Annotated in this window: 21 protein-coding genes; 19 read left to right on the forward strand and 2 right to left on the reverse strand. The window is 47.0% G+C overall.

Translation table 11 applies throughout. The features are described from left to right. The first annotated feature begins 57 nt into the window (after positions 1–57). The 14 genes from MHO32_RS12410 to MHO32_RS12475 all read left to right on the forward strand — a co-directional run bounded on the left by MHO32_RS12410 (position 58) and on the right by MHO32_RS12475 (position 15,397). Positions 58–1,269 (forward strand): thiolase family protein, encoded by a 1,212-nt coding sequence (locus MHO32_RS12410; protein ID WP_239212332.1) that lies wholly within the window; start codon positions 58–60, stop codon positions 1,267–1,269. A gap of 36 nt (positions 1,270–1,305) precedes the next feature. Then, a complete protein-coding gene (locus tag MHO32_RS12415; protein ID WP_239212334.1) occupies positions 1,306–2,799 on the forward strand; it encodes a CoA-acylating methylmalonate-semialdehyde dehydrogenase in 1,494 nt (497 codons plus the stop codon). A gap of 17 nt (positions 2,800–2,816) precedes the next feature. Continuing rightward, entirely contained in the window at positions 2,817–3,971 is a 1,155-nt protein-coding gene (locus tag MHO32_RS12420; RefSeq protein WP_239212336.1) for an acyl-CoA dehydrogenase family protein, read from the forward strand. Positions 3,972–4,040: 69 nt separating this feature from the next. Next, entirely contained in the window at positions 4,041–4,829 is a 789-nt protein-coding gene (locus tag MHO32_RS12425) for an enoyl-CoA hydratase (RefSeq protein ID WP_005440685.1), read from the forward strand. A gap of 8 nt (positions 4,830–4,837) precedes the next feature. Beyond that, positions 4,838–5,962, forward strand: coding sequence for an enoyl-CoA hydratase/isomerase family protein (locus tag MHO32_RS12430; RefSeq protein WP_239212338.1), 1,125 nt, complete (start codon positions 4,838–4,840; stop codon positions 5,960–5,962). Between the two features lie 11 nt (positions 5,963–5,973). Then, on the forward strand, positions 5,974–6,879 hold the full coding sequence (mmsB, locus tag MHO32_RS12435; RefSeq protein WP_050933953.1) for a 3-hydroxyisobutyrate dehydrogenase: 906 nt from the start codon (positions 5,974–5,976) through the stop codon (positions 6,877–6,879). 59 nt (positions 6,880–6,938) lie between these two features. Next, the gene (locus tag MHO32_RS12440) at positions 6,939–7,697 is read left to right on the forward strand and encodes an SDR family oxidoreductase (RefSeq protein WP_050908348.1); all 759 of its coding nucleotides are present in this window, start codon (positions 6,939–6,941) and stop codon (positions 7,695–7,697) included. 629 nt (positions 7,698–8,326) lie between these two features. Continuing rightward, a complete protein-coding gene (gene cyoA / locus MHO32_RS12445; protein WP_078609229.1) occupies positions 8,327–9,208 on the forward strand; it encodes a ubiquinol oxidase subunit II in 882 nt (293 codons plus the stop codon). A gap of 5 nt (positions 9,209–9,213) precedes the next feature. Further along, positions 9,214–11,250 (forward strand): cytochrome o ubiquinol oxidase subunit I, encoded by a 2,037-nt coding sequence (gene cyoB, locus MHO32_RS12450; RefSeq protein ID WP_239212339.1) that lies wholly within the window; start codon positions 9,214–9,216, stop codon positions 11,248–11,250. After that, the gene (gene cyoC, locus MHO32_RS12455; protein WP_005451611.1) at positions 11,240–11,839 is read left to right on the forward strand and encodes a cytochrome o ubiquinol oxidase subunit III; all 600 of its coding nucleotides are present in this window, start codon (positions 11,240–11,242) and stop codon (positions 11,837–11,839) included. Before cyoB ends, cyoC begins: the two co-directional genes overlap by 11 nt. After that, entirely contained in the window at positions 11,839–12,150 is a 312-nt protein-coding gene (gene cyoD, locus MHO32_RS12460; RefSeq protein ID WP_005443825.1) for a cytochrome o ubiquinol oxidase subunit IV, read from the forward strand. Before cyoC ends, cyoD begins: the two co-directional genes overlap by 1 nt. An 8-nt stretch (positions 12,151–12,158) precedes the next feature. Next, positions 12,159–13,031 carry a heme o synthase gene (cyoE, locus tag MHO32_RS12465; RefSeq protein ID WP_042605322.1) on the forward strand — a complete coding sequence of 291 codons (873 nt, stop codon included), beginning with the start codon at positions 12,159–12,161 and terminating at the stop codon, positions 13,029–13,031. A gap of 547 nt (positions 13,032–13,578) precedes the next feature. Next, the gene (locus MHO32_RS12470) at positions 13,579–14,673 is read left to right on the forward strand and encodes an NADH:flavin oxidoreductase (protein WP_239212340.1); all 1,095 of its coding nucleotides are present in this window, start codon (positions 13,579–13,581) and stop codon (positions 14,671–14,673) included. Positions 14,674–14,857: 184 nt separating this feature from the next. Beyond that, on the forward strand, positions 14,858–15,397 hold the full coding sequence (locus MHO32_RS12475; protein ID WP_239212341.1) for a phosphatase PAP2 family protein: 540 nt from the start codon (positions 14,858–14,860) through the stop codon (positions 15,395–15,397). 70 nt (positions 15,398–15,467) lie between these two features. Here the strand turns inward: MHO32_RS12475 and MHO32_RS12480 are convergent, their stop codons facing one another. Next, on the reverse strand, positions 15,468–16,832 hold the full coding sequence (locus tag MHO32_RS12480) for an endonuclease/exonuclease/phosphatase family protein (protein WP_239212342.1): 1,365 nt from the start codon (positions 16,830–16,832) through the stop codon (positions 15,468–15,470). Positions 16,833–17,400: 568 nt separating this feature from the next. On the opposite strand from MHO32_RS12480, the gene MHO32_RS12485 reads away from it, so the two are divergent. Next, positions 17,401–17,715: a DMT family transporter gene (locus MHO32_RS12485; protein ID WP_005451619.1), complete on the forward strand. Its 315-nt coding sequence runs from the start codon at positions 17,401–17,403 to the stop codon at positions 17,713–17,715. An 85-nt stretch (positions 17,716–17,800) separates the two neighbouring features. On the opposite strand, the gene MHO32_RS12490 is transcribed toward MHO32_RS12485, so the two are convergent. Next, a complete protein-coding gene (locus tag MHO32_RS12490; RefSeq protein WP_239212343.1) occupies positions 17,801–18,700 on the reverse strand; it encodes a DMT family transporter in 900 nt (299 codons plus the stop codon). Positions 18,701–18,850: 150 nt separating this feature from the next. Here MHO32_RS12490 and MHO32_RS12495 point away from each other — a divergent pair, with 150 nt between their 5' ends. The 4 genes from MHO32_RS12495 (at position 18,851) to MHO32_RS12510 (ending at position 21,826) form a co-directional block, all read left to right on the forward strand. Next, positions 18,851–19,303, forward strand: a complete 453-nt coding sequence (locus MHO32_RS12495) for an NUDIX hydrolase (RefSeq protein ID WP_239212344.1) — start codon at positions 18,851–18,853, stop codon at positions 19,301–19,303. A 13-nt stretch (positions 19,304–19,316) separates the two neighbouring features. Further along, entirely contained in the window at positions 19,317–19,871 is a 555-nt protein-coding gene (locus tag MHO32_RS12500; protein ID WP_239212345.1) for a GNAT family N-acetyltransferase, read from the forward strand. A 3-nt stretch (positions 19,872–19,874) separates the two neighbouring features. Continuing rightward, positions 19,875–20,285 carry a GNAT family N-acetyltransferase gene (locus MHO32_RS12505; protein WP_005451623.1) on the forward strand — a complete coding sequence of 137 codons (411 nt, stop codon included), beginning with the start codon at positions 19,875–19,877 and terminating at the stop codon, positions 20,283–20,285. A gap of 128 nt (positions 20,286–20,413) precedes the next feature. Further along, positions 20,414–21,826, forward strand: a complete 1,413-nt coding sequence (locus MHO32_RS12510) for a coniferyl aldehyde dehydrogenase (protein WP_239212346.1) — start codon at positions 20,414–20,416, stop codon at positions 21,824–21,826. The last annotated feature ends 227 nt before the right edge of the window (positions 21,827–22,053 follow it).

Genomic DNA, 22,053 nt, shown 5'->3' on the forward strand with positions numbered 1-22,053 from the left:
AGCAGGTGTGAGGGATGAGTTCGTGAACTGTGAATTATCGTCAGAAGGGACGAGATCATGGGAAACGACATCTGGATTGTCAGTGCAAAGCGAACGCCAATCGGGCGCTTTCAAGGGCAGTTACAAGGTTATTCAGCGCCTCAATTAGGGGCATTTGCTATCAAAGCGGCAATGGATGCGAGCGGCGTTAGGGAAGTCGACGAAGTCTACATGGGCTGCGTATTACCTGCGGGATGCGGACAAGCACCATCCAGACAAGCAGCGCTAGGTGCAGATCTTCCACTGACGACAGGCTGTACCACCATCAACAAAGTGTGTGGCTCTGGCATGAAAAGCGTCATGCTGGCTCACGATCTTATCAAAGCGGGCTGCATTCGCAGCGCCGTCGCTGGTGGTATGGAAAGCATGACCAATGCGCCGTATCTGCTTAAAGAAGCGCGTAATGGCATGCGAATGGGTCACCAATCTACCTATGACCACATGTTTCTAGACGGTCTTCAAGATGCATATGAAGGGCACTTGATGGGCGTTTATGCGCAGCAAACGGCTGACCGTTCTGAGTTTACTCGTGAACAAATGGATGAATGGGCGATGCTATCCGCGACAAGAGCATTGGAAGCGCAAGATCAGCGTCTGTTTGACGACGAAATCTCGCCGATAGAAATCACGACTCGTCATAGCACTTCAACATTGGATTATGACGAGCATCCACGCTCCATCAAGCTCGACAAGATCCCTCAACTCAAACCTGCGTTCGATAAGAACGGCTCGGTGACGGCTGCGAACTCGAGTGCGATTTCCGATGGTGCGGCTGCCCTAGTGTTAATGGACTCGCAGGTAGCACAGCATCAAGGCTTAACGCCATTAGCAATCATCAAAGGGCACTCGACCCACGCCAGAAAGCCCGCCGAATTTACCCTCGCGCCAGTCTTTGCAATAGAGCAGTTGTTATCTCAACTCGATTGGTCAGTAGATGAGGTTGACCTTTGGGAGATCAACGAAGCGTTCGCCGTTGTCACGCAAATCGCGGTACGCCAATTAGGCATTGATAAAGGCAAAGTAAATATCAAAGGCGGTGCGTGTGCGCTTGGGCATCCAATTGGCGCAAGCGGAGCTCGTATTTTGGTGACCCTTATTCATAGCCTGCGTCAACTGCAATCGCTTGGTGTAGATGGTGACAACAACAATAAAAAAGTGATGCGAGGTGTTGCATCACTTTGTATCGGTGGTGGTGAAGCCACTGCTATTGGTATCGAGATACCGCTTTAATTCCAATTATCGAATAACGTAAAGAAGGACTAGATTATGACTCGCACGGTTCCCTTATTCATCGATGGTGAGTTTCGTGAATCTCAAGCAACGGATTGGGTAGAAGTGACAAACCCAGCCACTAATGATGTGATTGCGCGCTTGCCGTGCGCAACGGATGAAGAGATGCACGCGGCAATTGAGAGTGCAAAAGCCACCTTTACCTGTTGGAAAGATGTCGCTGTTTCGGAGCGTGCGCGTTTAATGCTGCGCTACCAACATTTACTTAAAGAACATCACGATGAACTGGCGACGTTACTTTCTCACGAAACAGGCAAGATCTTTGCGGACGCAAAAGGAGATGTGTGGCGTGGTATCGAAGTGGTCGAGCAAGCTGCCAATATTGCCAGCAACATGATGGGAGAAACCGTCGAGAATGTTGCGACCGATATCGACAGTTATTCGCTGATTCAACCGCTTGGGGTGTGCAGCGGTATTACGCCTTTTAACTTCCCAGCCATGATCCCTTTATGGATGTTCCCAATTGCGATTGCGAGCGGAAATACCTTTGTCCTTAAACCTTCTGAGCAAGTGCCGCTAACGTCCATTCGCTTGGCTGAGCTGTTCGAAGAAGCTGGTGCGCCAAAAGGTGTGCTGCAAATCGTGCACGGTCGTAAAGAGCAGGTCGACTTGTTGCTGAAACATCCCGATATCCAAGCCATTTCTTTCGTTGGTTCTGTACCCGTAGCGCAATACATCTACACCACAGGCACGCAGAACTTCAAACGTGTTCAAGCCTTTGCTGGCGCGAAAAACCATATGGTAGTGATGCCAGATGCGAACAAAAACCAAGTGGTGAACAACTTAGTTGGCTCTTCGGTTGGTGCGGCAGGGCAACGTTGTATGGCGATATCTGTCGCTGTGTTTGTAGGCAGTTCGAAAGAATGGATTGCCGACTTAAAACAAGAAATGGCGAAAGTGCATCCTGGCGCTTGGGATGATGAGAATGCCGCTTATGGTCCTTTGATCAGTGCACATGCAAAGCAGCGTGTGCTTGGTTTGATTGAAGAAGGCAAACAACAAGGGGCGGTGTGTGAACTTGATGGTAGCCAATGTGAAGTGGAAGGCTTCCCTGAAGGTAACTGGGTCGGTCCAACTTTATTCAGTGGCGTCACCACCGAGATGTCGATTTACACCCAAGAAATCTTCGGACCTGTTTTGGTGTGTATTGAGGTCGACACGTTACAAGAAGCGATAGAGCTCGTGAATCGCAATCCATACGGCAACGGAACCTCCATCTTCACTGCGAATGGTGCGGCGGCGAGAAAGTATCAACATGAGATTCAAGTCGGTCAGGTAGGTGTGAACGTACCGATTCCCGTGCCTTTGCCATTCTTCTCGTTTACGGGTTGGCGCGGCAGCTTTTACGGAGATTTGCACGCCTACGGAAAACAAGCGGTGCGCTTCTACACCGAGACTAAAACTGTTACGGCTCGTTGGTTTGATGATGATATCCCAACCGGTCCAAACCTCACCATTAACCTGCGCTAACGAAGTAAGGAGCTCATATGGATTTTGAACTCAACGAAGATCAACGTATGTTTGCCGACACCGCTCAGCAGTTTGCCGCAGAGCGTTTAGCGCCAATGGCAGCAGAGTGGGATGAGAAACAAATCTTCCCGAAAGACATTCTTCGAGAGGCAGGAGAACTCGGTTTCTTGAGCCTCTATACCCCAGAAGAACAAGGCGGTTTGGGCTTAAGCCGTTTGGACGCGTCTATCATTTTCGAGCAACTCTCCATGGGGTGCACATCGACTACCGCGTTTATGACCATTCACAACATGGTCACTTGGATGGTCGCGAGCTTTGCGACCGATGAAGTGAAAGCCGCGTTTTGCCCAAAACTCATTACGGGTGAATTCCTTGGATCTTACTGTTTAACCGAACCAAACGCAGGCTCGGATGCGGCGTCTCTAACGACTTCTGCGACCAAGCAAGGTGATAACTACATACTCAACGGCGGCAAAACCTTTATCTCTGGCGCAGGCGATACCGACGTTTTAGTCGTGATGGCGAGAACTGGCGATGCAGGCGCGAAAGGTGTATCCGCGTTTGTTGTCCCCGCCGATGCAGACGGCATTAGCTACGGACGTAAAGAGCCGAAAATGGGTTGGAACAGTCAGCCTACACGCGCGGTGACTTTCGACAATGTTTCTATTCCTGCCTCACATTTGCTCGGTAAAGAGGGGCAAGGGTTTGTGTTCGCCATGAAAGGTTTGGATGGCGGACGCATCAACATTGCGACCTGTTCGGTCGGTACGGCTCAGCAAGCGTTGAATCAAGCGGCGCAGTACATGCAAGAACGTAAACAGTTCGGCAAATCATTAGCTCAATTCCAAGCATTGCAGTTCAAACTGGCAGACATGGCAACCGAGCTTGTCGCTGCTCGCCAACTGGTACGTTACGCCGCCAGCAAGTTAGACCGAGGTGACCCAGACGCCACGACTTATTGTGCCATGGCAAAACGCTTTGCAACCGATGTTGGTTTTCAAGTTTGTGACCAAGCACTGCAACTTTACGGTGGCTACGGTTACATCAAAGAATACCCGATGGAGCGCTATTTCCGTGATGTTCGAGTACACCAAATTTTGGAAGGTACTAACGAGATCATGCGGTTGATCATCGCGCGTCGATTGCTCGCAGAGGAGTCGGCATTGCTATAAGTGCAGCCGACAAGCTCTGCTTTTATTCATAAAGCTCAGGTCATTTTCATCAAGAAAGGATTCAGAGATATGTCACTAACAGAACAACAAGCGATTCAACACACCATCAGCAATCATGTTGCGGTGGTGACCATGAACAACCCGCCCGCTAATACATGGACGTCACAAAGCTTAACCGCGTTGAAAGAGCTAGTGCTAGCGCTAAACGACAACAAAGACGTTTACGCTCTAGTGCTCACTGGGAGTGGAGAGAAGTTTTTCTCTGCAGGTGCAGACCTCAAGTTGTTTGCCGATGGCGATAAAGCGGTGGCGTTAGAGATGGCACGTATCTTTGGTGAAGCCTTTGAAACGCTGTCTGCATTTCGAGGGGTTTCTATCGCTGCCATCAACGGCTACGCCATGGGAGGTGGATTAGAAGTCGCATTGGCGTGTGATATTCGTGTGGTGGAAGAGCAAGCCGTGCTGGCACTACCAGAGGCGAAAGTCGGATTACTGCCTTGTGCTGGTGGTACGCAAAACCTAACCGCATTGGTCGGTGAAGGTTGGGCGAAACGCATCATATTGTGCGGTGAACAAGTCGGTGCAGCACAAGCTCGAGAACTTGGCTTAGCGGAAGAAGTGGTGGAAAAAGGTGGAGCGCTTAATAAAGCAATTGAGCTTGCAGAATCGGTTGCCAATCAATCGCCTTCTTCGGTAACCGCATGTAAAGCACTTATCCAAAACATGCGTTCAGCGCCACTCAAACATGGTCTGATTAAAGAGCGAGAGCTGTTTCTAAACTTATTCGATACCGAAGATCAAACCGAGGGAGTTCGTGCCTTCTTAGAAAAACGTAAACCCAACTGGAAGAATCAATAGGAGGTCGCATGACAGGGAAAGTAACCATTAGCGAAATAGATTGCTTAGACGGCGTGCACCGAATTGGTATCGCGACGTTAGACAACACGGCTTCTTTGAATGCGTTGACTTACGACATGTTGGCAGAGCTCAACGACCAACTTATCGAATGGCAAGATGACCCTGATTTGGTGTGTGTCATCCTCAATGGCGCGGGTGAGAAAGCGTTTTGTGCAGGGGGCGATGTACGAACCATGTACCACGTCATGCACGACAAAAGCAAAGAAGAGACAGCCGAGTTCTGTTCTAACTATTTCTCGCTTGAGTACGAATGCGATTACCTGATTCATACCTACCAAAAGCCAATCATTGGTTGGGGAGAGGGCATTGTGATGGGCGGTGGCATGGGCTTGTTTATGGGAACCAGCCATAGAGTCGTCACGCCTAAATCTCGTCTTGCGATGCCAGAGATCAATATCGGACTTTACCCAGACGTAGGTGGTACTTGGTTCTTAAGCCAAATCGACCCAGAGGTAGGTTTGTTCCTTGGGTTAACCGGTGCAATGGTGAACTCAAGTGACGCTGTCACTATCGGTTTGGCAGAATGGTTGCTGTTGGAAGAGCAATATCCGGCACTGTTAGAAGAGCTGAAACAAGTCGACTGGGGCTCTGCCGATGCCAAATCGCTTGTCAGTGCGTTACTTCAGTTGATGGAAGATCAAGTCATCGACAGTAAGCCGACGACTCAGATTTGCCCTTATCTCGACCAAATTAAAGAAGCCTGCAAAGGCTATGACTTAAATCAGATTGCCCAACGTATTCAAGCAATGGAAGGCGAGACTCAATGGCTTGAGAACGCACAAAAATCGTTTGTTGCGGGCAGTCCGATCGCCGCACATATCTGTTTTAGACAAGTCAAAGAGTACCACCGTTTGTCGTTGGCGGATTGTTTCCGTCTAGAGCTAACCTTGTCAGTTCGTAGCGCATTACTCGGTGAGTTTGAAGAGGGCGTGCGCTCTCGATTAGTTGATAAAGATGGCAATCCAAAATGGATGTTTAACAGCGTCAGTGAAGTCGATGAGATCGTTATCGATACCTTGTTCACTTCTCTTTGGTCAGAAGAGGAACATCCACTTGCACAGCTAGGAAAATAAGGAGAAACAACATGAGTACCATTGCATTTATTGGCTTGGGCAACATGGGCAGTCCAATGGCACAAAACCTATTGGCGTCAGGGTTTCACGTGCAAGTGTTCGATGTGGATGTGAACGCGGCGAAGCAACTTGAACCGTTTGGCGCGGTGGTTGCTAACACGTTAGAAGAAGCCGTAGATGGCGCGGGAACCGTCATCACCATGCTACCAGCAGGTGCACACGTGCGCGCGGTATACTTAGGGGATTTGCACGGTGGTGTCGGTCTGCTCAACATTGTGCAGGACAACGCATTGCTGATTGACTGTTCGACCATCGATCCAGATTCCGCACGCTTGGTGGCGAACGAAGCTCAGAACAAACGATTGTTGTTTGTCGATTCTCCTGTCTCTGGTGGTGTAGCAGGCGCAAAAGCAGCAACGCTGACCTTTATTGTTGGTGGCTCGGATGAAGCGTTCTCTAAAGCCAATGCGATCTTGCAATATATGGGTAAGAACGTGTTCCACGCTGGTAAAGCGGGCGACGGTCAGATGGCAAAAATCTGTAATAACCTGATGTTGGGAATTTTGATGTCGGGAACCTGTGAGGCACTCAATCTCGGTATTGACCATGGTCTCGACCCGAAAGTCTTATCCAATATCATGCTGCAAAGCTCTGGTCGAAACTGGGCGCTGGAGCTCTATAACCCATGCCCAGGCGTGATGGACTCTGCGCCAGCAAGTAATCAATACAATCCCGGCTTTATGAGCAAGTTGATGCTCAAAGATCTCGGATTAGGCTTGGATGCGGCGCTGCAAACCAACTCTTCTGTTCCGATGGGCTCTTTGGCTCGTAATCTTTATGCATTCCATAACGCAGCAGGTCATGCAGAACTCGACTTTTCAAGCTTGTTTGAATTCTATAAGAACCAGAAGGGCTAAAAGCGAGATTCCCTATCAGGCGTTTAAGCATGGAAGTTATCCAGTAATGGAGTACAGATATGGATTTAAAAAACAGTGTCATTGCAATCACAGGTGCGGGGCAAGGACTAGGGCAGATGATGGCGGTCAGCCTTGCTCAAGCGGGCGCGGATTTAGCATTGCTTGACGTTAACGAAACGGGACTGCTGAATACCCAAGAACAATGCCGCATGCTCAGTGCCAAGGCGTTGATCTATCGACTTGATGTCACTAATGAATCTGAAGTGGAGGATACCTTTAATGAGATTCTTCAAGATTTTGGGCAGCTAAACGGCTTAGTTAATAACGCAGGCGTGTTGCGAGATGGATTGTTAGTCAAAGCCAAAGACGGCGAGATCACCAAGATGTCGCTTGAGCAGTTCAACCTAGTAATGAACGTCAATGTCACGGGCACCTTCTTGTGTGGTCGAGAAGCGGCAGTCAAAATGATCGAGAGTGGCTCGAAGGGTTCCATCATTAACATCTCTAGCGTGGCGAGAGCGGGCAATATTGGGCAAACCAATTACTCTGCCTCGAAAGCTGCCGTCGCAACCATGGCAACAACATGGGCAAGAGAACTCGCCAGATATGGCATTCGCTCTGCGGCCATTGCGCCCGGAGTCGTCAAAACGGCAATGGCAGATCAAATGAAGCCAGAAGCCATAGACCGACTGCAAAAGATGATACCCGTCGGTAGGATGGGGGAGACGAGTGAGATTGCTCATGCCGTGAAATACATTCTTGAAAACGACTACTTCACAGGGCGAGTGCTCGAAGTGGATGGCGGAATGAGAATGTAGCATTGAGCCATTGGTTTCTGGCACCGAGCGCTAGTTATGTAGCGCTCGTTTCGTTTTAATGAGTTCATTCGATTAACAATTGAACCAAATATCACTCTTAAAAAGCACTTGGTATTAATCTGGCAAATTGAATCGCCTAACTAATCATTTGCTGGAAAAATGCCATGTAAATAGTATGTGAATTCATAACTATGATACTGGTCACGCTTTCCTTAATTCGCACTTTCTAATGTAGCTCACACTCTCGTGCCGAATACGCAACTGATTACTCCTCTCGTTTACATTGCTTAAGTTACTGTAAAGAAAAGAATATGCGCTGTAGTACGTTAATGTTGTGCACCTGTTTTGCTATTCCTATATCAATATAAGCTTTCATAAATGGAACGTTAGTTTCCATCTGTGGCTAATGAGCTTTCCTTTTTCCCTCCGCATAATGCGCTCGAATGTAACAATGTATTTCAAAGTGTAACAATAAACTCACGTTGTGAGTGTGGTTTTAACCATCAAGCAACTTGATACCTCCCACCAAGAAGTCCATTGCTGCACAAGCTCAACACAAAAATATTCTAATGACCAAGACAACCAATCGCAGGGCTTGCTCTGTTGTTGGCTAACCATCGAGAAAGTTAATGGAAGCTTCAAGATACAAACGCATCTTAGCGAGGATAAGTTTGGCAGGAACCATTCTTATGCTTTCAGGGTGTAACTCTGCTCTACTTGACCCGAAAGGTAGTATTGGCGTTCAGGAAAAAGAACTGATCATTACAGCGCTTTTACTGATGCTGATTGTCGTGATCCCCGTGATTTTAATGACAATCTATTTTGCTTACCGCTACCGAGAGTCGAACACTGGCGAGGAATACGCTCCAGAGTGGGCGCACTCGACCAAGATTGAAGTGGTGGTGTGGACGATTCCAATCATCATCATCGCGATTTTGGCAACCATCACTTGGCGTTCTACTCACGAGTTAGAGCCATCCAAGCCCATCGCAAGTGACGTCAAACCCATCACCATTGAGGTGGTGTCACTCGACTGGAAATGGCTGTTCATCTACCCAGAAGAGAACATTGCGACAGTGAACTACGTGGCGTTTCCGAAAGATGTTCCGGTTCAGTTCAAACTGACCTCAGATAACATCATGAACGCGTTCTTTATCCCGCGTCTCGGTACTCAGATTTACGCGATGCCAGGCATGGTGACTAAGTTAAATCTGATTGCGAACCACACAGGGGATTACAAAGGCTTTGCTTCTAACTACAGCGGTAAGGGTTTCTCGCAAATGAAATTTACCGCAGCGGCAATGGAAGATCGCACTGCATTCCTGAATTGGGTGCAACAAGTGAAAGCCAGCCCTGATCGAATCGAAGACTGGGAGCAATTCCGTGCGCTTGCATCACCAACGGTGGCGGAGCCTGTGAAGATGTTCTCTAGTATTCCACCATTTTTGTTCACCGACGTCGTGACCCAGCATCCGGGTTCAATGAACTGTTTGCCGGAAAATCTAGGATAATCGCAATGTTTGGAAGATTAACACTTGAATCAATCCCTTATCACGAGCCGATTATTGTCGTCACTCTAGCGGTGATCGCGATCGTTGGTTTGGCTGTCGTTGCGGCGATAACCAAAGCGGGTAAGTGGCAATACTTATGGAATGAATGGTTTACTTCGGTAGACCACAAAAAACTAGGCTTTATGTACATCGCCGTGGCAATGGTGATGTTGATTCGTGGCTTTGCAGATGCGGTCATGATGCGTAGCCAACAACTGCTTTCTGCGGCAGGCGAGAGCGGTTATTTACCACCACATCACTACGATCAAATCTTTACTGCCCATGGCGTAATCATGATTTTCTTCGTGGCGATGCCGTTAGTTATTGGTTTGATGAACATCATCGTGCCGCTGCAAATTGGTGCGCGTGATGTGGCATTCCCTTACCTAAACAACCTAAGTTTCTGGCTGTTTGTTGTGGGCGTGATCCTCACTAACATGTCACTTGGCTTGGGTGAGTTTGGTCGTACTGGTTGGTTGGCATATCCGCCGCTGTCTGGTATCGAGGCAAGCCCCGGAGTTGGGGTGGATTATTGGATATGGGCGCTGCAAATATCCGGTGTCGGCACCACGCTGACGGGCGTGAACTTCTTTGCAACTATTTTGCGCATGCGTACGCCGTCTATGCCAATGATGAAGATGCCAGTGTTCACGTGGGCGTCCCTGTGTGCCAACATTCTAATCATCATTTCATTCCCAATCCTAACTGTAACCATCGCGCTACTGACGCTGGATCGTTACATCGGCACGCACTTCTTCACCAATGATCTTGGTGGCAACGTAATGATGTACGTCAACCTGATTTGGGCATGGGGTCACCCAGAAGTATACATCCTGATCTTGCCTATTTTTGGTGTGTTCTCAGAGGTAACGGCAACCTTCTCACGCAAGAAGCTGTTTGGTTACACCTCGCTAGTATGGGCGACCATCGTAATTACGATTTTGGCGTTCGTCGTTTGGCTGCATCACTTCTTCACCATGGGCTCAGGTGCAAATGTGAATGCATTCTTCGGCATCGCCACCATGATTATCTCTATCCCGACCGGGGTGAAGATCTTCAACTGGCTATTCACTATGTACAAAGGGCGAATCCGCTTTACTACGCCGATGATGTGGACAGTTGGCTTCCTGATTACCTTCTCTGTAGGTGGTATGACGGGCGTACTAATGGCGGTTCCGGGCGCGGACTTTGTTCTGCACAACTCTGTATTCCTGATTGCGCACTTCCATAACGTAATCATTGGTGGTGTGGTATTCGGCTGTTTCGCGGCAATCACTTACTGGTTCCCGAAAGCGACGGGTTTCACCATGAACGAAACATGGGGCAGACGTGCATTCATTTGTTGGATTGTCGGTTTCCTAATGGCGTTCCTACCGCTTTATGCACTGGGCTTTATGGGCATGACGCGTCGTTTAAGTCAAGATCTTAACCCAGAGTACTTCCCACTGCTGGCAGTTGCTGCAGCGGGTACGGCAGTGATTGCGCTTGGCGTGGCTTGTCAGTTCATCCAAATCTACGTGAGTGTTCGTGACCGCGAGCAAAACCGAGACCTAACAGGTGACCCATGGGGCGGTCGTACCTTTGAGTGGGCGACGTCTTCACCACCGCCGTTCTACAACTTTGCGCACCTACCAAAAGGTGATGTCCTAGACGCGTTCTGGTACCAAAAGCAGAGTGGCGAATTCGATCCAACCAAAGAAGTGGAATACGAACGCATTCACATGCCAAAGAACACACCAACAGGTATTTATGTTTCTGCATGGGCATTGGTATTTGGCTTTGCGATGATCTGGTACATCTGGTGGCTAGCAGCAGCAAGCTTTGTTGGCATCATCGTTACGTGTATCCAACACAGCTACAACGACGACGTGGATTACTACGTTGAAGTAGAAGAAATCAAAGCGATTGAAGCGGAGCGTCGAGCTCAACTTGAAGAAGCGAAGAAAAACGAAGTGAAAGACAACGATAAGAAAGACGATCTGGAGGTGACCTATGCAAGCTAATGTTGCGGTTCACGACCACGATCATCACCATGATTCTGCAGGTATTAAGCTGTTTGGTTTCTGGATTTACCTAATGAGTGACTGTGTATTGTTTGCGACTTTGTTCGCGACTTACGCAGTACTAGAAAGCGGCTCTATTGCGGGTCCAACCGGTAAAGACATTTTCGAACTGCCGTTCGTGTTTGTAGAAACCATGTTGCTGCTATTCAGTAGTATTACGTTTGGCTTTGGCATGATTGCAATGAAGCGCAAAGACGTTGCAGGGTTAAAACGTTGGTTAAAAGTGACCTTCTTACTTGGCGCTGGCTTTATTGGGATGGAAGTGTATGAGTTCCATCACCTGATTGTTGAAGGCTATGGTCCACAAGAAAGTGCATTTCTATCTGCGTTCTTCACTTTGGTCGGAACGCACGGTTTGCACGTAACCTTTGGTTTGATCTGGCTAGCCGTGTGCTACCACCAACTTTCAACCAAAGGCTTGAACGATAACATGTCGATGCGATTCCAGTGCTTGAGCTTGTTCTGGCACTTCCTAGACATCGTTTGGATTTGTGTATTCACAATCGTTTACTTATTGGGGGTTATGTAATGGAACAACATCTAGATACAGGTGCCTCTGATTACGTGAAGGGCTTTATTGCGTCTCTGATCCTGACCGTGATTCCTTTCTACTGTGTGTGGGCGCAAGTACTGCCAGATACCGCAACTTATGCTGTGTTATTTGGTTGTGCGATTGTGCAGATCTTCGTGCACTTTAAGTACTTCTTGCACATGGAAGTGAAGACGTCAGAAGGGCAGTGGAACGTGGTGTCACTGATGTTTACCGCCATTGTTGTGTTGATTCTGATCGCTGGTTCGATCTGGATCATCTACAACATGAACGTCAACATGAAGTTGTAGGCTAGGGTATGCTGAAAAGTTATTTGTCTATTACTAAACCGGGCATCATTTTCGGCAACCTGATTTCTGTTGCGGCGGGGTTCTTCCTCGCCGCAAAATCAGAACCCGCTAACTTTCTGTTGTTGCTAACAACGTTAGTTGGCGTCGGGCTTGTGATTGCATCAGGATGCGTGGTGAACAATATCTTCGACCGCGATATCGACCAAAAAATGAAGCGCACGCAAAACCGTGAATTGGTGATGGGAAACATCAACATCGATGCGGCGTTTGTTTACGCTTTGGTATTGCTGTTGAATGGCACAGCGTTACTATTCCAACTGGTGAATCCGCTCTCCGCTGTGGTTGTACTCTTGGGTTACGTGTTTTACGTCTTCTTCTACACCATGTGGTACAAGCGAAATTCGGTCTACGGCACCTTAGTCGGCAGCATTTCTGGCGCGGTTCCTCCGCTAGTGGGCTACCTTGCGGTGACGAACTACATCAGCTTAGAAGCGATTTTACTCTTCATTATGTTTTGCCTCTGGCAAATGCCGCACTCCTATGCGATTGCCATGTTCCGTATGCAAGATTACCGCGATGCAGGCATTCCTGTTCTTCCTGTTAAAGAGGGCATTGCCAAAGCGCATCAACATATGAAAGCGTATGTGGTGGCTTTTGGTGTGGTCGCTATTGGGTTGTTTATGTTGGGGGAAGCTGGGTACGAGTATTTAGCGGTCTCGGCGGCGGTGTGCTTTATGTGGACACGGGTGACATTCCAAAAAGTGAATTACAACAACTACATCCAATGGTCCAAAGCGGTGTTTAAGGTGTCGTTATTGGTCGTAATGAGCATCAGTGGCGTGCTTGGTTTAGAGTTGATTCCACTGCCGTTTATTCATTAAAGGAAAGTAAATCTGAGTTAACGATTGATGCCATCAGTAGTTATGATGAGAACAAAACCAATGAATGCGGAATCGGTGATCTATCTCACCAAACTTTAATCCAGATTAAAGTTTTGCCGCAGTTTCGGCGGTAAGGTTCGCGTCGCTCATCGCACTGAACAGAAATTCAGAGAAGGAACAGCCATGCTTTGTGTATCGCTGTTCCTTTTTCGTTCCTGCTCGGTAGTGATCTATACCCAAGTAACCTCGAGATGCTTGCTTCAGCAAGAATGACTTGGTTCGTAGACGCGGCGGCGATTTGAAGATCTAGTTACTCTAAATCAATAATCGACAACAAAGTATACGAGCCAAGACCCTTACTATTTGCAAAGAGGGCCCTTCGGGAGCGTGTCATTAATTCGATCTCTGTGTCAAACAACTTGGAAAGAGCAGGCTATTCCGCTGCGTTGTTTTCCTTGATCTCGAATCAATGACAACGCTCTGAATCCTGCATCTTGAAGTCACTTGGGTATGTAGAACTAAAAGACAGATTTTAAGAGGACTGGACTTGAGCATTTTGTTTTCAGAAGCCCGCATTGGCAATATGACACTAAAGAACCGCTTTGTACGCAGTGCAACGTGGGAAAATATGGCGACAGAAGACGGTCATATGACCGAGAAGCTTTATGACATTTATGAAGAACTCGCCAAAGGTGAAGTGGGCCTGATCGTTACTGGCTACGCAAACATCGTAGAAGAAGAGAAGCCGAACGCAGGCATGATGGGGATCTACAACGACTCTTTCATCGATGAATACAAAAAGCTGACTGACCTTGTTCATGAGCATGACTCTAAGATCGTCATGCAGGTCGCTTACGGTGGCACAAAAACAACATTCAACGTTGGCGAGCGTGTGATTTTTGCTCCAAGTGAGGTGCCAGAGCGTGGCACCAAAACGGAAGGCAAAGCGATGACTCAAGATGAGATCGACTACATAGTTAAAGCATTCGCACAAGCAAGTAAGCGTGCACAAGATTCTGGCTTTGATGGTGTAGAAATCCACGCGGCGCACACGTACTTGATCAACCAGTTCTTAAGCCCATACTACAACCGTCGCGAAGACCAATACGGCGGTAGCCTTGAGAACCGCATGCGTTTCCTTATGGAGATCTATGCCGAAACACGCAAGCTAGTTGGTGACGATTTCCCGATTCTGGTGAAACTGACAGCAACGGAATTCTTCGATGGCGGTTTGACGTTCGATGAAACGCGCATTGTTTGTAAGAAGCTAGAAGAGGTGGGCGTTGATGCGATCATTGTATCGGGTAACATTCACGGTAACGCAAGCACCATGGTAGGTGAATCGTTCGACGGTTACACGTTACAAGAAGAAGGCTACTTCCATGAATACGGTCAAGTGATCAGCCAAGATGTGAACGTACCGGTAATTACCGTAGGTGGTTTAAACGACTTCTGTGCGATTGAAGACTTGGCTGAAAACACCAAGATTCAATTCTTCGCGCTTTCTCGTCCGTTATTGGCAGAGCCACAATTGATCAAGCGCTGGAAAGACGGTAACCGCGCCGAAGTGGACTGCGAACGCTGCTCTAAGTGCCGCACCAAGCGCGGCAACTTCTGTGTGGTTTACAAGCGCAGAAAGTAAAACATCCGAAACGGGCAGTTTGTGTGTAACTGCCCGTTTTATGTCTCCGGTCACTCCCTTTAGTCCAGTCATTGATTCTCCTTTCACAAACAATTCACGCTTTAATTGTTACAGTTTGCAGTCGAACAATCGCGAGAGCTGTGATAGTTTTCGCTCGCACTTTTAAATCTAATTGGTTGTATTAATGAAGAAAATTGTACGTTTGGTTGCTGTAGTCTCCACTCTTTGTGCCCAATCTACTTATGCCATGAGTGAGAAAGATTGGGACGTGTTGACCGATATTGGCGCGTATGGCTTGGTCGCAACGGCGGCGGCTGTTCCGGTATACAAAGGGGACTGGGATGGCTTTTGGCAAGCTGGCTTTAGTATTGGTGCTGCGTCTGGTGTTGGCTTAATTGGTAAAACCACCATTGATGCTGAGCGTCCAGATAAAAGCGGCAACGACAGTTTTCCTTCTAACCATACGGCTAATGCTTTTGCTTCGGCTACCACTCTTTATTTGCGTTATGGTTGGGAAGCAGGTTTACCTGCATACGGTGTTGCCACATTAGTCGGCTATGGCAGAGTAGAGGCGAAGAAACACTATTGGCGAGATGTGTTAGCTGGTGCTGCATTGGGCACATTGAGTGCTTACGTGTTTACAGATGCTTATGATGAGAATGTTCAACTCGTGCCTTGGGTGACAATTGAAGATGTCGGTGTTTCAGTTACTTACCGCTGGTAATTTGAGACCCGATAAAAAAGCCTCGGCATAAACCGAGGCTTTGTGTTACTAAATTCTAAAACGTTCGTGATTAGAACTGAGCTTTAATCCAGATCATGCGGTGGTCAGAAGAAACATCCTTACCGCTCCCTTTCTCACCAATGCGAGGATCGTTAAATAGCTCACGACCTTCTTCATAAGATGCAGCCCAGTAAACGCCAGAATCCACAACGTTTAGGTTTGCTGATGGCATAGCGTAGTCAACACCTAGACCAAATGTTGAAGTAATGCGATTTGGAATTGGGTGAGTAGAACTGTCGTCCGCTGCGTGTTCTGCTGCGCCAAAGCTTGTTGGGTAAAGCTCGCCATTCATCACGTCTTGGTTAACTAATGGATCATTGTGGAATGCTTGCATGATCTCACTAAAGCCATCACCATCCAATGGATCAAGGTTTTGGTCGCCCATCATGACGAACTTCGCACCTTCTGCCAGACCGCCTTTCTTACCAGCATCATCGTAGAAGTAGTCTTTACCCTGTACGTAATGATGCCAGAACTCAACCTCTGCACCGTTTTGTACTTTGTTTTTACCTGTATCAAACACTGGTGGGGTCGGGTGTGACATAAGCAGGTGAACAACTTCATCGCCTTTTTCTGTTGGGATGATAATTGGTGCGTCTACGTGGTTTTTAGAAGACAGACGAATTTGCTCCCACTCTTCAGCAGTGTACCAATCGTCACCACAGTCCATGCCTTCAGGGAATTTGCTTGGGTCGTCGCATAGCGTGATGGTAGGGATCTTAGCGCCTTCCATATCTTTCCATTTAAACTCTTGGAAAGTACGTGTGTTGTCTGTGTCGATTTTGTATTTAGACATTAAAGCGAACGCGTATTGACCGTGGTAGTTACCAAAGCCCCAAGCGTCACCAGGTAGTTTGCCTTTTACGCCATCGTTATCTAAGTCTAAGCCACTATTTAAGCCAGTATTTGTCGAGTAAGACTCCGCGTACGGATACTCGATAGGCTCTAGATCAGCTTTACCGCCTGCACCCTCAAGGCTTTGTGCGATAGAAAGGTAGTTTTTCTGGAAGCCCTCTAGCGCGGCTTTGTTTTCGCCAGTGCCATCGTTGTTGTATTCCGCCATCATCAGAACATCAGGGCGGTTCTTCTGGATGATTGCTGCTACGTTACGGATCTGAATGACTTTCTCAGCCATTGCTTTGTCTTCCGCAGCAATTGATTTATCAAGGTATGCAGTAACGAGCTGAGTTTGTTTTGCTGGTTCAACTTGCATTTCTGCAACAAGAGCTTCGAAAGTATAGCGATCAAAAGAGAGGTTATAAGTGGCGATCTTTACTTCTTTAGGTTGAACATTCACATATTCAGTATCGTCATTGCATCCGGTAAGTAGGGTCGCACCAATGAGGAGAGCAAGAGGTGTTTTTATATATTTCATGGGTATGTCATACCTTATAATTGGATTCGCGCAAATACTAAAGTTATCAGTAGCTTTTGTAAGCGACATGAATCACACAAACGATTGCGAATTTGCATGCTTGTTCCGGTTTTGTGTGATTTGTGCAATAAATGCATCACTTTCAACAGCAGAAGTTTATATACAAACTGTTAAATAAAGGTGTCTATACCCAAGTGACTTTAAGATGCAGGATTCAGAGCGTTGTCATTGATTCGAGAGTAAGGAAAACAACGCAGTGTAATAGTTAGCTCTTTCCAAGTTGTTTGACGCAGCCATTTGTTTGACTAAAAAAGCGAGTCAATGACACGCTCCCAAAGGGCGAGCTGTCTTGGCTTGTATACTTTGTTGCCGATTCTTGATTTAGAATGACTAGATCTTTAAATCGCCGCCGCGTCTACAAACCAAGTCATTCTCGCTGAACCTAGCGAAGTCACTTCAATTTTGTTGGTGAGCGCTTTTTATTTATAATGTGGATTCACAAGAAGTGAGGACGACCTCACCGCTCTTATCACTATCGGGGACGACCCCAATCATTTGGAATCTCTCAATGGCTTGGGCAATTCTATTTCTCGCGGGGCTATGCGAAGTGGCATGGGCGGTCGGTCTTAAATACTCGGAAGGCTTTAGTAAGCTTGCGCCGTCTGCCTTTACGGTCGGGTTTATGGTGTTAAGCTTTTGGTTACTTGGTATTGCACTTAGAACATTACCTTTAGGCATTGCCTACGGTGTATGGGTCGGAATAGGGGCAATAGGAACTGCGATTGCCAGCATCTATTTATTTAATGAACCAGCCACGTTAATCAAGCTCATCAGCTTGCTGCTCATTGTTGCCGGTATTGCTGGCTTAAAGTTCGCCGCTTAATCTAGTTGAGCTGTCAAAAGAATAGCCAGAGTCTTGATCTGGCTTTTGTTGTTTGAAACCAAGGGATTCCTTTATAAAGAGCTTATTATCGCTTCATAAATGGCAGTTTTAGGTGCTGTCCAAAGACATTAATCAAAGCGCCAGTCACGATGAGAGCTCCCCCCAGATATGTCCATACCGCAGGCAGTTCTCCAAAGAAGACGATACCTAACACAACAGAAAAAATGATCTGTACATATGAGTAAGCCGATGCTTTACCAGCTTCTTGTGTTTGCATTGCCTTCGTTAACCCCAGTTGTCCTATCTGAGTAAACACACCAACCAAAACAAGCATCATTGTTAGATACAAATCCGGCATGACGAATTGATCGCCAATCAAAAGAATCGATGCAGGCAGCGCCACTAATGGGAAATAAAAGATGATGACAGAGCTGTCTTCTGTCTGGCTTAGCTTACGCACGATTACATACGCAATAGAGCTGCCAAATGCGCCTAAGATAGCAATCATCACACTGAACATTGGTAAGGCATGTTCGGCGTCTGGACCAGTTTCTGGTCGCACCATGACGTAGACCCCAAGTAAACAAAGGGCGATACAAATAAACGTCGAGAACTGGATACGTTCTTTAAGGAAGAAAACGGCGAGTAAGGCAGTAAAGACAGGGTGGATATACTGGAAAATGGTCGCTTCAGCCAGGGGCAAAGTCGTAACGGAATAGTACACGCACATCAGAGCCATGGTTCCAACGGCACCGCGAGCAAAGAGCAAGGGCTTATTATTACCCCAAACGGATATACCTTTACGTTTTACATCGAGATAGCTGATCACTAACGAAACCAGCGCCCTAGCGGCTACGATTTCAAATACGGGAATGCCGTGCAAGCTAACGTGCTTGACCGTGGCAGACATCAGTGCAAAACCAAACGCGGACAGCACCATAAAGCGCACGCCAATGGGAATCATTGAGTTGAGTGAGTTAGGCATCTTACTGCTCATTTATTGCGGGAGATCGCACTTTAGCACACTAAACTCACAAAAAGATCAGTGCGCTGGGATAAAGCCCGCGTTTCTTTTTGAACCGAGGTAGACTGTCTTGCTCAGAGTAAAAAACAATAATTTCTAAAGGAAAAGTGGATGATTCCTATTCAAGCAACGCATGTGTCCGGTGTGGTGATTTCTGAATTCGACGGCATAAAGAAAATGCTATTACTAGAACGAGTGAAAGGAGGCTATTGGTGTCATGTCGCTGGTGGTGTCGAAGAGGGGGAAACTGGCTGGCAAACGATCGTACGAGAGCTTAAGGAAGAAACACAGATTGAAGATGTAGAGCTTCATACTGCAGACTTTCTCGAACAGTTTTATGAAGCGCACAAGAATCGAATCATGGTTATTCCTTGTTTTGTATTATTCTGCAAACCAAATCAAACAGTAACGCTTAATCTTGAACATACCGACTACCGTTGGTGCACGTTAGAAGAGGCAAAACAACTCGTACCATTTGCCAATCAACATCACCTGTACGAGCATGTATGGAAACACTATGTTGAAAGCGAACTGACGCCATTCACTTTGATCAAGCAAAGTTAACTACGGAATCACTATGTACCAAGGCTATGAACAACATCAGGCACTACAAATTACTGAGCGTATTTCCATTGAGCCTTTGCTGACTAAGCATGCTTCTACCTTGCTCTCTGTGGTTAATGAGAGTAGGGAGAGTTTATCTCAATATCTACCTTGGACAGACTGGGTCACTAACCGTAGAGAAGCGGTGGCGTATATTTCTCAACGAATTAATTCCAATGCTCTCGATGCTTATTGGTTTGCGATAAACCTAAATCAAGAGTTTGTCGGTGTGCTTGGTATCAAAGGCATCGAAACACAAAGCAAAGCGACCGAGATTGGATATTGGTTGGCGGAGAAAGGTCGGGGTCATCAAATAATTGATTTGGTCTTAATGAATTTGGTGCCACTGATTCGAGAAAGAGGCAATGCCAAAGTGATCCAATTTCATTGTATGGAAGACAACATACCAAGCATCAAAATTGCAGAGCGCGCTGGTGCGACGCTAAAGGAATACATTGATCATGATTTTGAGATGCTCGACGCCAGTCAGCGTTTGGGCATTTATGAATTGCATTTGAGAGAGTCGTAACGCATGAACATCAGTATAGATAAAATCACTTGGCAAGATGCGATGCCAATTCGCCATCAAGTACTTTGGGCAAATAAACCCATCGAACATTGCAAAGTAGAGGGCGACGAGGAAGCGGAGCATTTTGGCGCATTCGTCGACAGCGTATTGGTGGGGGTGGCGTCGATATACCGAGATGACAATCAAGCTCGATTGCGCAAGTTTGCTATCTTGCCTGAGTATCAAGGGTTGGGTATTGGTTCATCCATGATTCGATATGTGTTAGAAAGTCTTAAGTTCTCACCTGTTGAATATTTCTGGTGCGATGCGAGAGAATCCGCACTGGCTTTTTACGAAAAATTTGGGATGAACGTTGAAGGCGAACGCTTCTACAAATCTGACGTCTCTTACTACAAGATGAAACTTGCGCTTTAACCGAAACAAATCTGAGTTTGAACTCTAACTTCCTTATTGCGTTAATAGTCAGGATGTTGCCCTTATGTTAACTTTAAATCATACATAAGTGCGACATTGCCCTAGATTGGGTGCACAAGGAGAAAATCATGAATGCGATCGTCGACGTCGAAGTTGGTCAACTGCTGCAACAAAAATTGGATAAGCTCAAAGCTGCATACAATGCCGAACCTTATCCGATCTTAGAGGTAAGAAAACAGAAGCTTAACCTTCTTAAGCAGACTATTTTGAATAACCAGCAAGCGCTGGTGGAAGCCTTAAGTACCGACTTTGGTTACCGCTCTGAATTTGATACGGCAATGACGGATGTATTGCCGACGGTTGCTCAAATCAATTACACCTTAAAACGCCTTAATAAATGGTGTAAGCCAAGTCGCCGTCATTCTGGTTTGTTACTTGCCCCGTCTAAAGTCACCGTTGAATATCAACCTGTTGGTGTAGTAGGTATCATCTCGCCTTGGAACTTCCCTGTAATTCTGAGTCTCTCGCCATTAGTGACTGCGCTTGCGGCAGGCAACCGAGTGATGATGAAACTGAGTGAATTCACTCCTATGACCAACAAGGTGATTTCTGAGATTTGTCGAGCGTTGCCTGAAGATGTCGAGGTGGTTGAGGGCGAAGCCGAAGTGGCTCAAGCGTTCAGCAAATTACCGTTCGACCACTTGCTGTTTACTGGCTCTACTAATGTTGGTCGCGCGGTTGCTCGTGCTGCAGCGGAGAATTTAACCCCAATCACCTTGGAGCTTGGTGGTAAGTCTCCAGTTATCGTGGCAGACGATGCTAACTTGAACAAAGCAGTTGATGCGATTTTGTTCGGTAAATGCATCAATGCCGGACAAATTTGTGTTGCGCCAGATTATGCCTTTGTACCAGAGGGAAGGGTTAATGAGTTCGTCGCGCTCTTCTTACAACGTTTTGAAGCGCTGTACCTCAAAGGTCAAGAAGAACAAGGTTTTACTCATATCATCAATCAGCGTCAGTACGACCGATTAAAGGCGGTATTGGAAGATGCCAAAGCCAAGGGCGCGGAGTTACATACCGTGCCTGAAACGAGAGCAGAAGGTCGACGATTATATCCGCACTTAGTCACCAATGTTTCGAAAGAGATGACCATTATGCAGGAAGAGATCTTTGGTCCTCTTATGCCAATCAAGCCTTACCGTGATATCCAAGAGGTCATCAGCTACATCAACCAGAATCAACGCCCACTTGCGCTCTACATCATGTCAGAAGATAAGAGCATTATTGAGCGAATTACCCGTAACACTCACAGTGGTGGGGTCGGAGTGAACGACACGATTTTGCACGTTGGCGCGGAAGACGCACCATTTGGTGGTATTGGTGAATCTGGTATCGGTCACTACCATGGCGAGGAAGGGTTTAGAACCTTTAGTCACGCCAAAACCATCCTGAGTACACCAACGTGGCTACCTCGTGTAGGCATGTTGCTGGAACGTCGTGGCATGGCGATCAAAGCATTGCAAAAGTTCTTTATGCGTTAACGCTATTGATATTGGAACTTCAAGAAAAACATTCTGCGGCAGAGCCGGAGGTCTATGACTGACTCGTATTAGCTGCTGGGCAAACAAATAAGCGCACCTTAACATATCGTCGTGGTGCGCTTTTTCATATTTATACCCAAGTAACCTCGAGATGCTAGGTTCAGCGAGACTGACTTGGTTTGTAGACGCGGCGGCGATTTAAAGGTTTAGTGGGTCTAAATCAAGAA

The sequence above is a fragment of the Vibrio sp. MMH1-50 genome, from assembly GCF_022347645.1.
Lineage (GTDB): Bacteria > Pseudomonadota > Gammaproteobacteria > Enterobacterales > Vibrionaceae > Vibrio > Vibrio harveyi.

Excerpts from the sequence above, each read along its gene's own strand:
- MHO32_RS12410 (WP_239212332.1), top strand. The coding sequence starts at position 58 with ATGGGAAACGACATCTGGATTGTCAGTGCAAAGCGAACGCCAATCGGG.
- MHO32_RS12415 (WP_239212334.1), top strand. The coding sequence starts at position 1,306 with ATGACTCGCACGGTTCCCTTATTCATCGATGGTGAGTTTCGTGAATCT.
- MHO32_RS12420 (WP_239212336.1), top strand. The coding sequence starts at position 2,817 with ATGGATTTTGAACTCAACGAAGATCAACGTATGTTTGCCGACACCGCT.
- MHO32_RS12425 (WP_005440685.1), top strand. The coding sequence starts at position 4,041 with ATGTCACTAACAGAACAACAAGCGATTCAACACACCATCAGCAATCAT.
- MHO32_RS12430 (WP_239212338.1), top strand. The coding sequence starts at position 4,838 with ATGACAGGGAAAGTAACCATTAGCGAAATAGATTGCTTAGACGGCGTG.
- mmsB (WP_050933953.1), top strand. The coding sequence starts at position 5,974 with ATGAGTACCATTGCATTTATTGGCTTGGGCAACATGGGCAGTCCAATG.
- MHO32_RS12440 (WP_050908348.1), top strand. The coding sequence starts at position 6,939 with ATGGATTTAAAAAACAGTGTCATTGCAATCACAGGTGCGGGGCAAGGA.
- cyoA (WP_078609229.1), top strand. The coding sequence starts at position 8,327 with ATGGAAGCTTCAAGATACAAACGCATCTTAGCGAGGATAAGTTTGGCA.
- cyoB (WP_239212339.1), top strand. The coding sequence starts at position 9,214 with ATGTTTGGAAGATTAACACTTGAATCAATCCCTTATCACGAGCCGATT.
- cyoC (WP_005451611.1), top strand. The coding sequence starts at position 11,240 with ATGCAAGCTAATGTTGCGGTTCACGACCACGATCATCACCATGATTCT.
- cyoD (WP_005443825.1), top strand. The coding sequence starts at position 11,839 with ATGGAACAACATCTAGATACAGGTGCCTCTGATTACGTGAAGGGCTTT.
- cyoE (WP_042605322.1), top strand. The coding sequence starts at position 12,159 with ATGCTGAAAAGTTATTTGTCTATTACTAAACCGGGCATCATTTTCGGC.
- MHO32_RS12475 (WP_239212341.1), top strand. The coding sequence starts at position 14,858 with ATGAAGAAAATTGTACGTTTGGTTGCTGTAGTCTCCACTCTTTGTGCC.
- MHO32_RS12480 (WP_239212342.1), bottom strand. The coding sequence starts at position 16,832 with ATGAAATATATAAAAACACCTCTTGCTCTCCTCATTGGTGCGACCCTA.
- MHO32_RS12485 (WP_005451619.1), top strand. The coding sequence starts at position 17,401 with ATGGCTTGGGCAATTCTATTTCTCGCGGGGCTATGCGAAGTGGCATGG.
- MHO32_RS12490 (WP_239212343.1), bottom strand. The coding sequence starts at position 18,700 with ATGCCTAACTCACTCAACTCAATGATTCCCATTGGCGTGCGCTTTATG.
- MHO32_RS12495 (WP_239212344.1), top strand. The coding sequence starts at position 18,851 with ATGATTCCTATTCAAGCAACGCATGTGTCCGGTGTGGTGATTTCTGAA.
- MHO32_RS12500 (WP_239212345.1), top strand. The coding sequence starts at position 19,317 with ATGTACCAAGGCTATGAACAACATCAGGCACTACAAATTACTGAGCGT.
- MHO32_RS12505 (WP_005451623.1), top strand. The coding sequence starts at position 19,875 with ATGAACATCAGTATAGATAAAATCACTTGGCAAGATGCGATGCCAATT.
- MHO32_RS12510 (WP_239212346.1), top strand. The coding sequence starts at position 20,414 with ATGAATGCGATCGTCGACGTCGAAGTTGGTCAACTGCTGCAACAAAAA.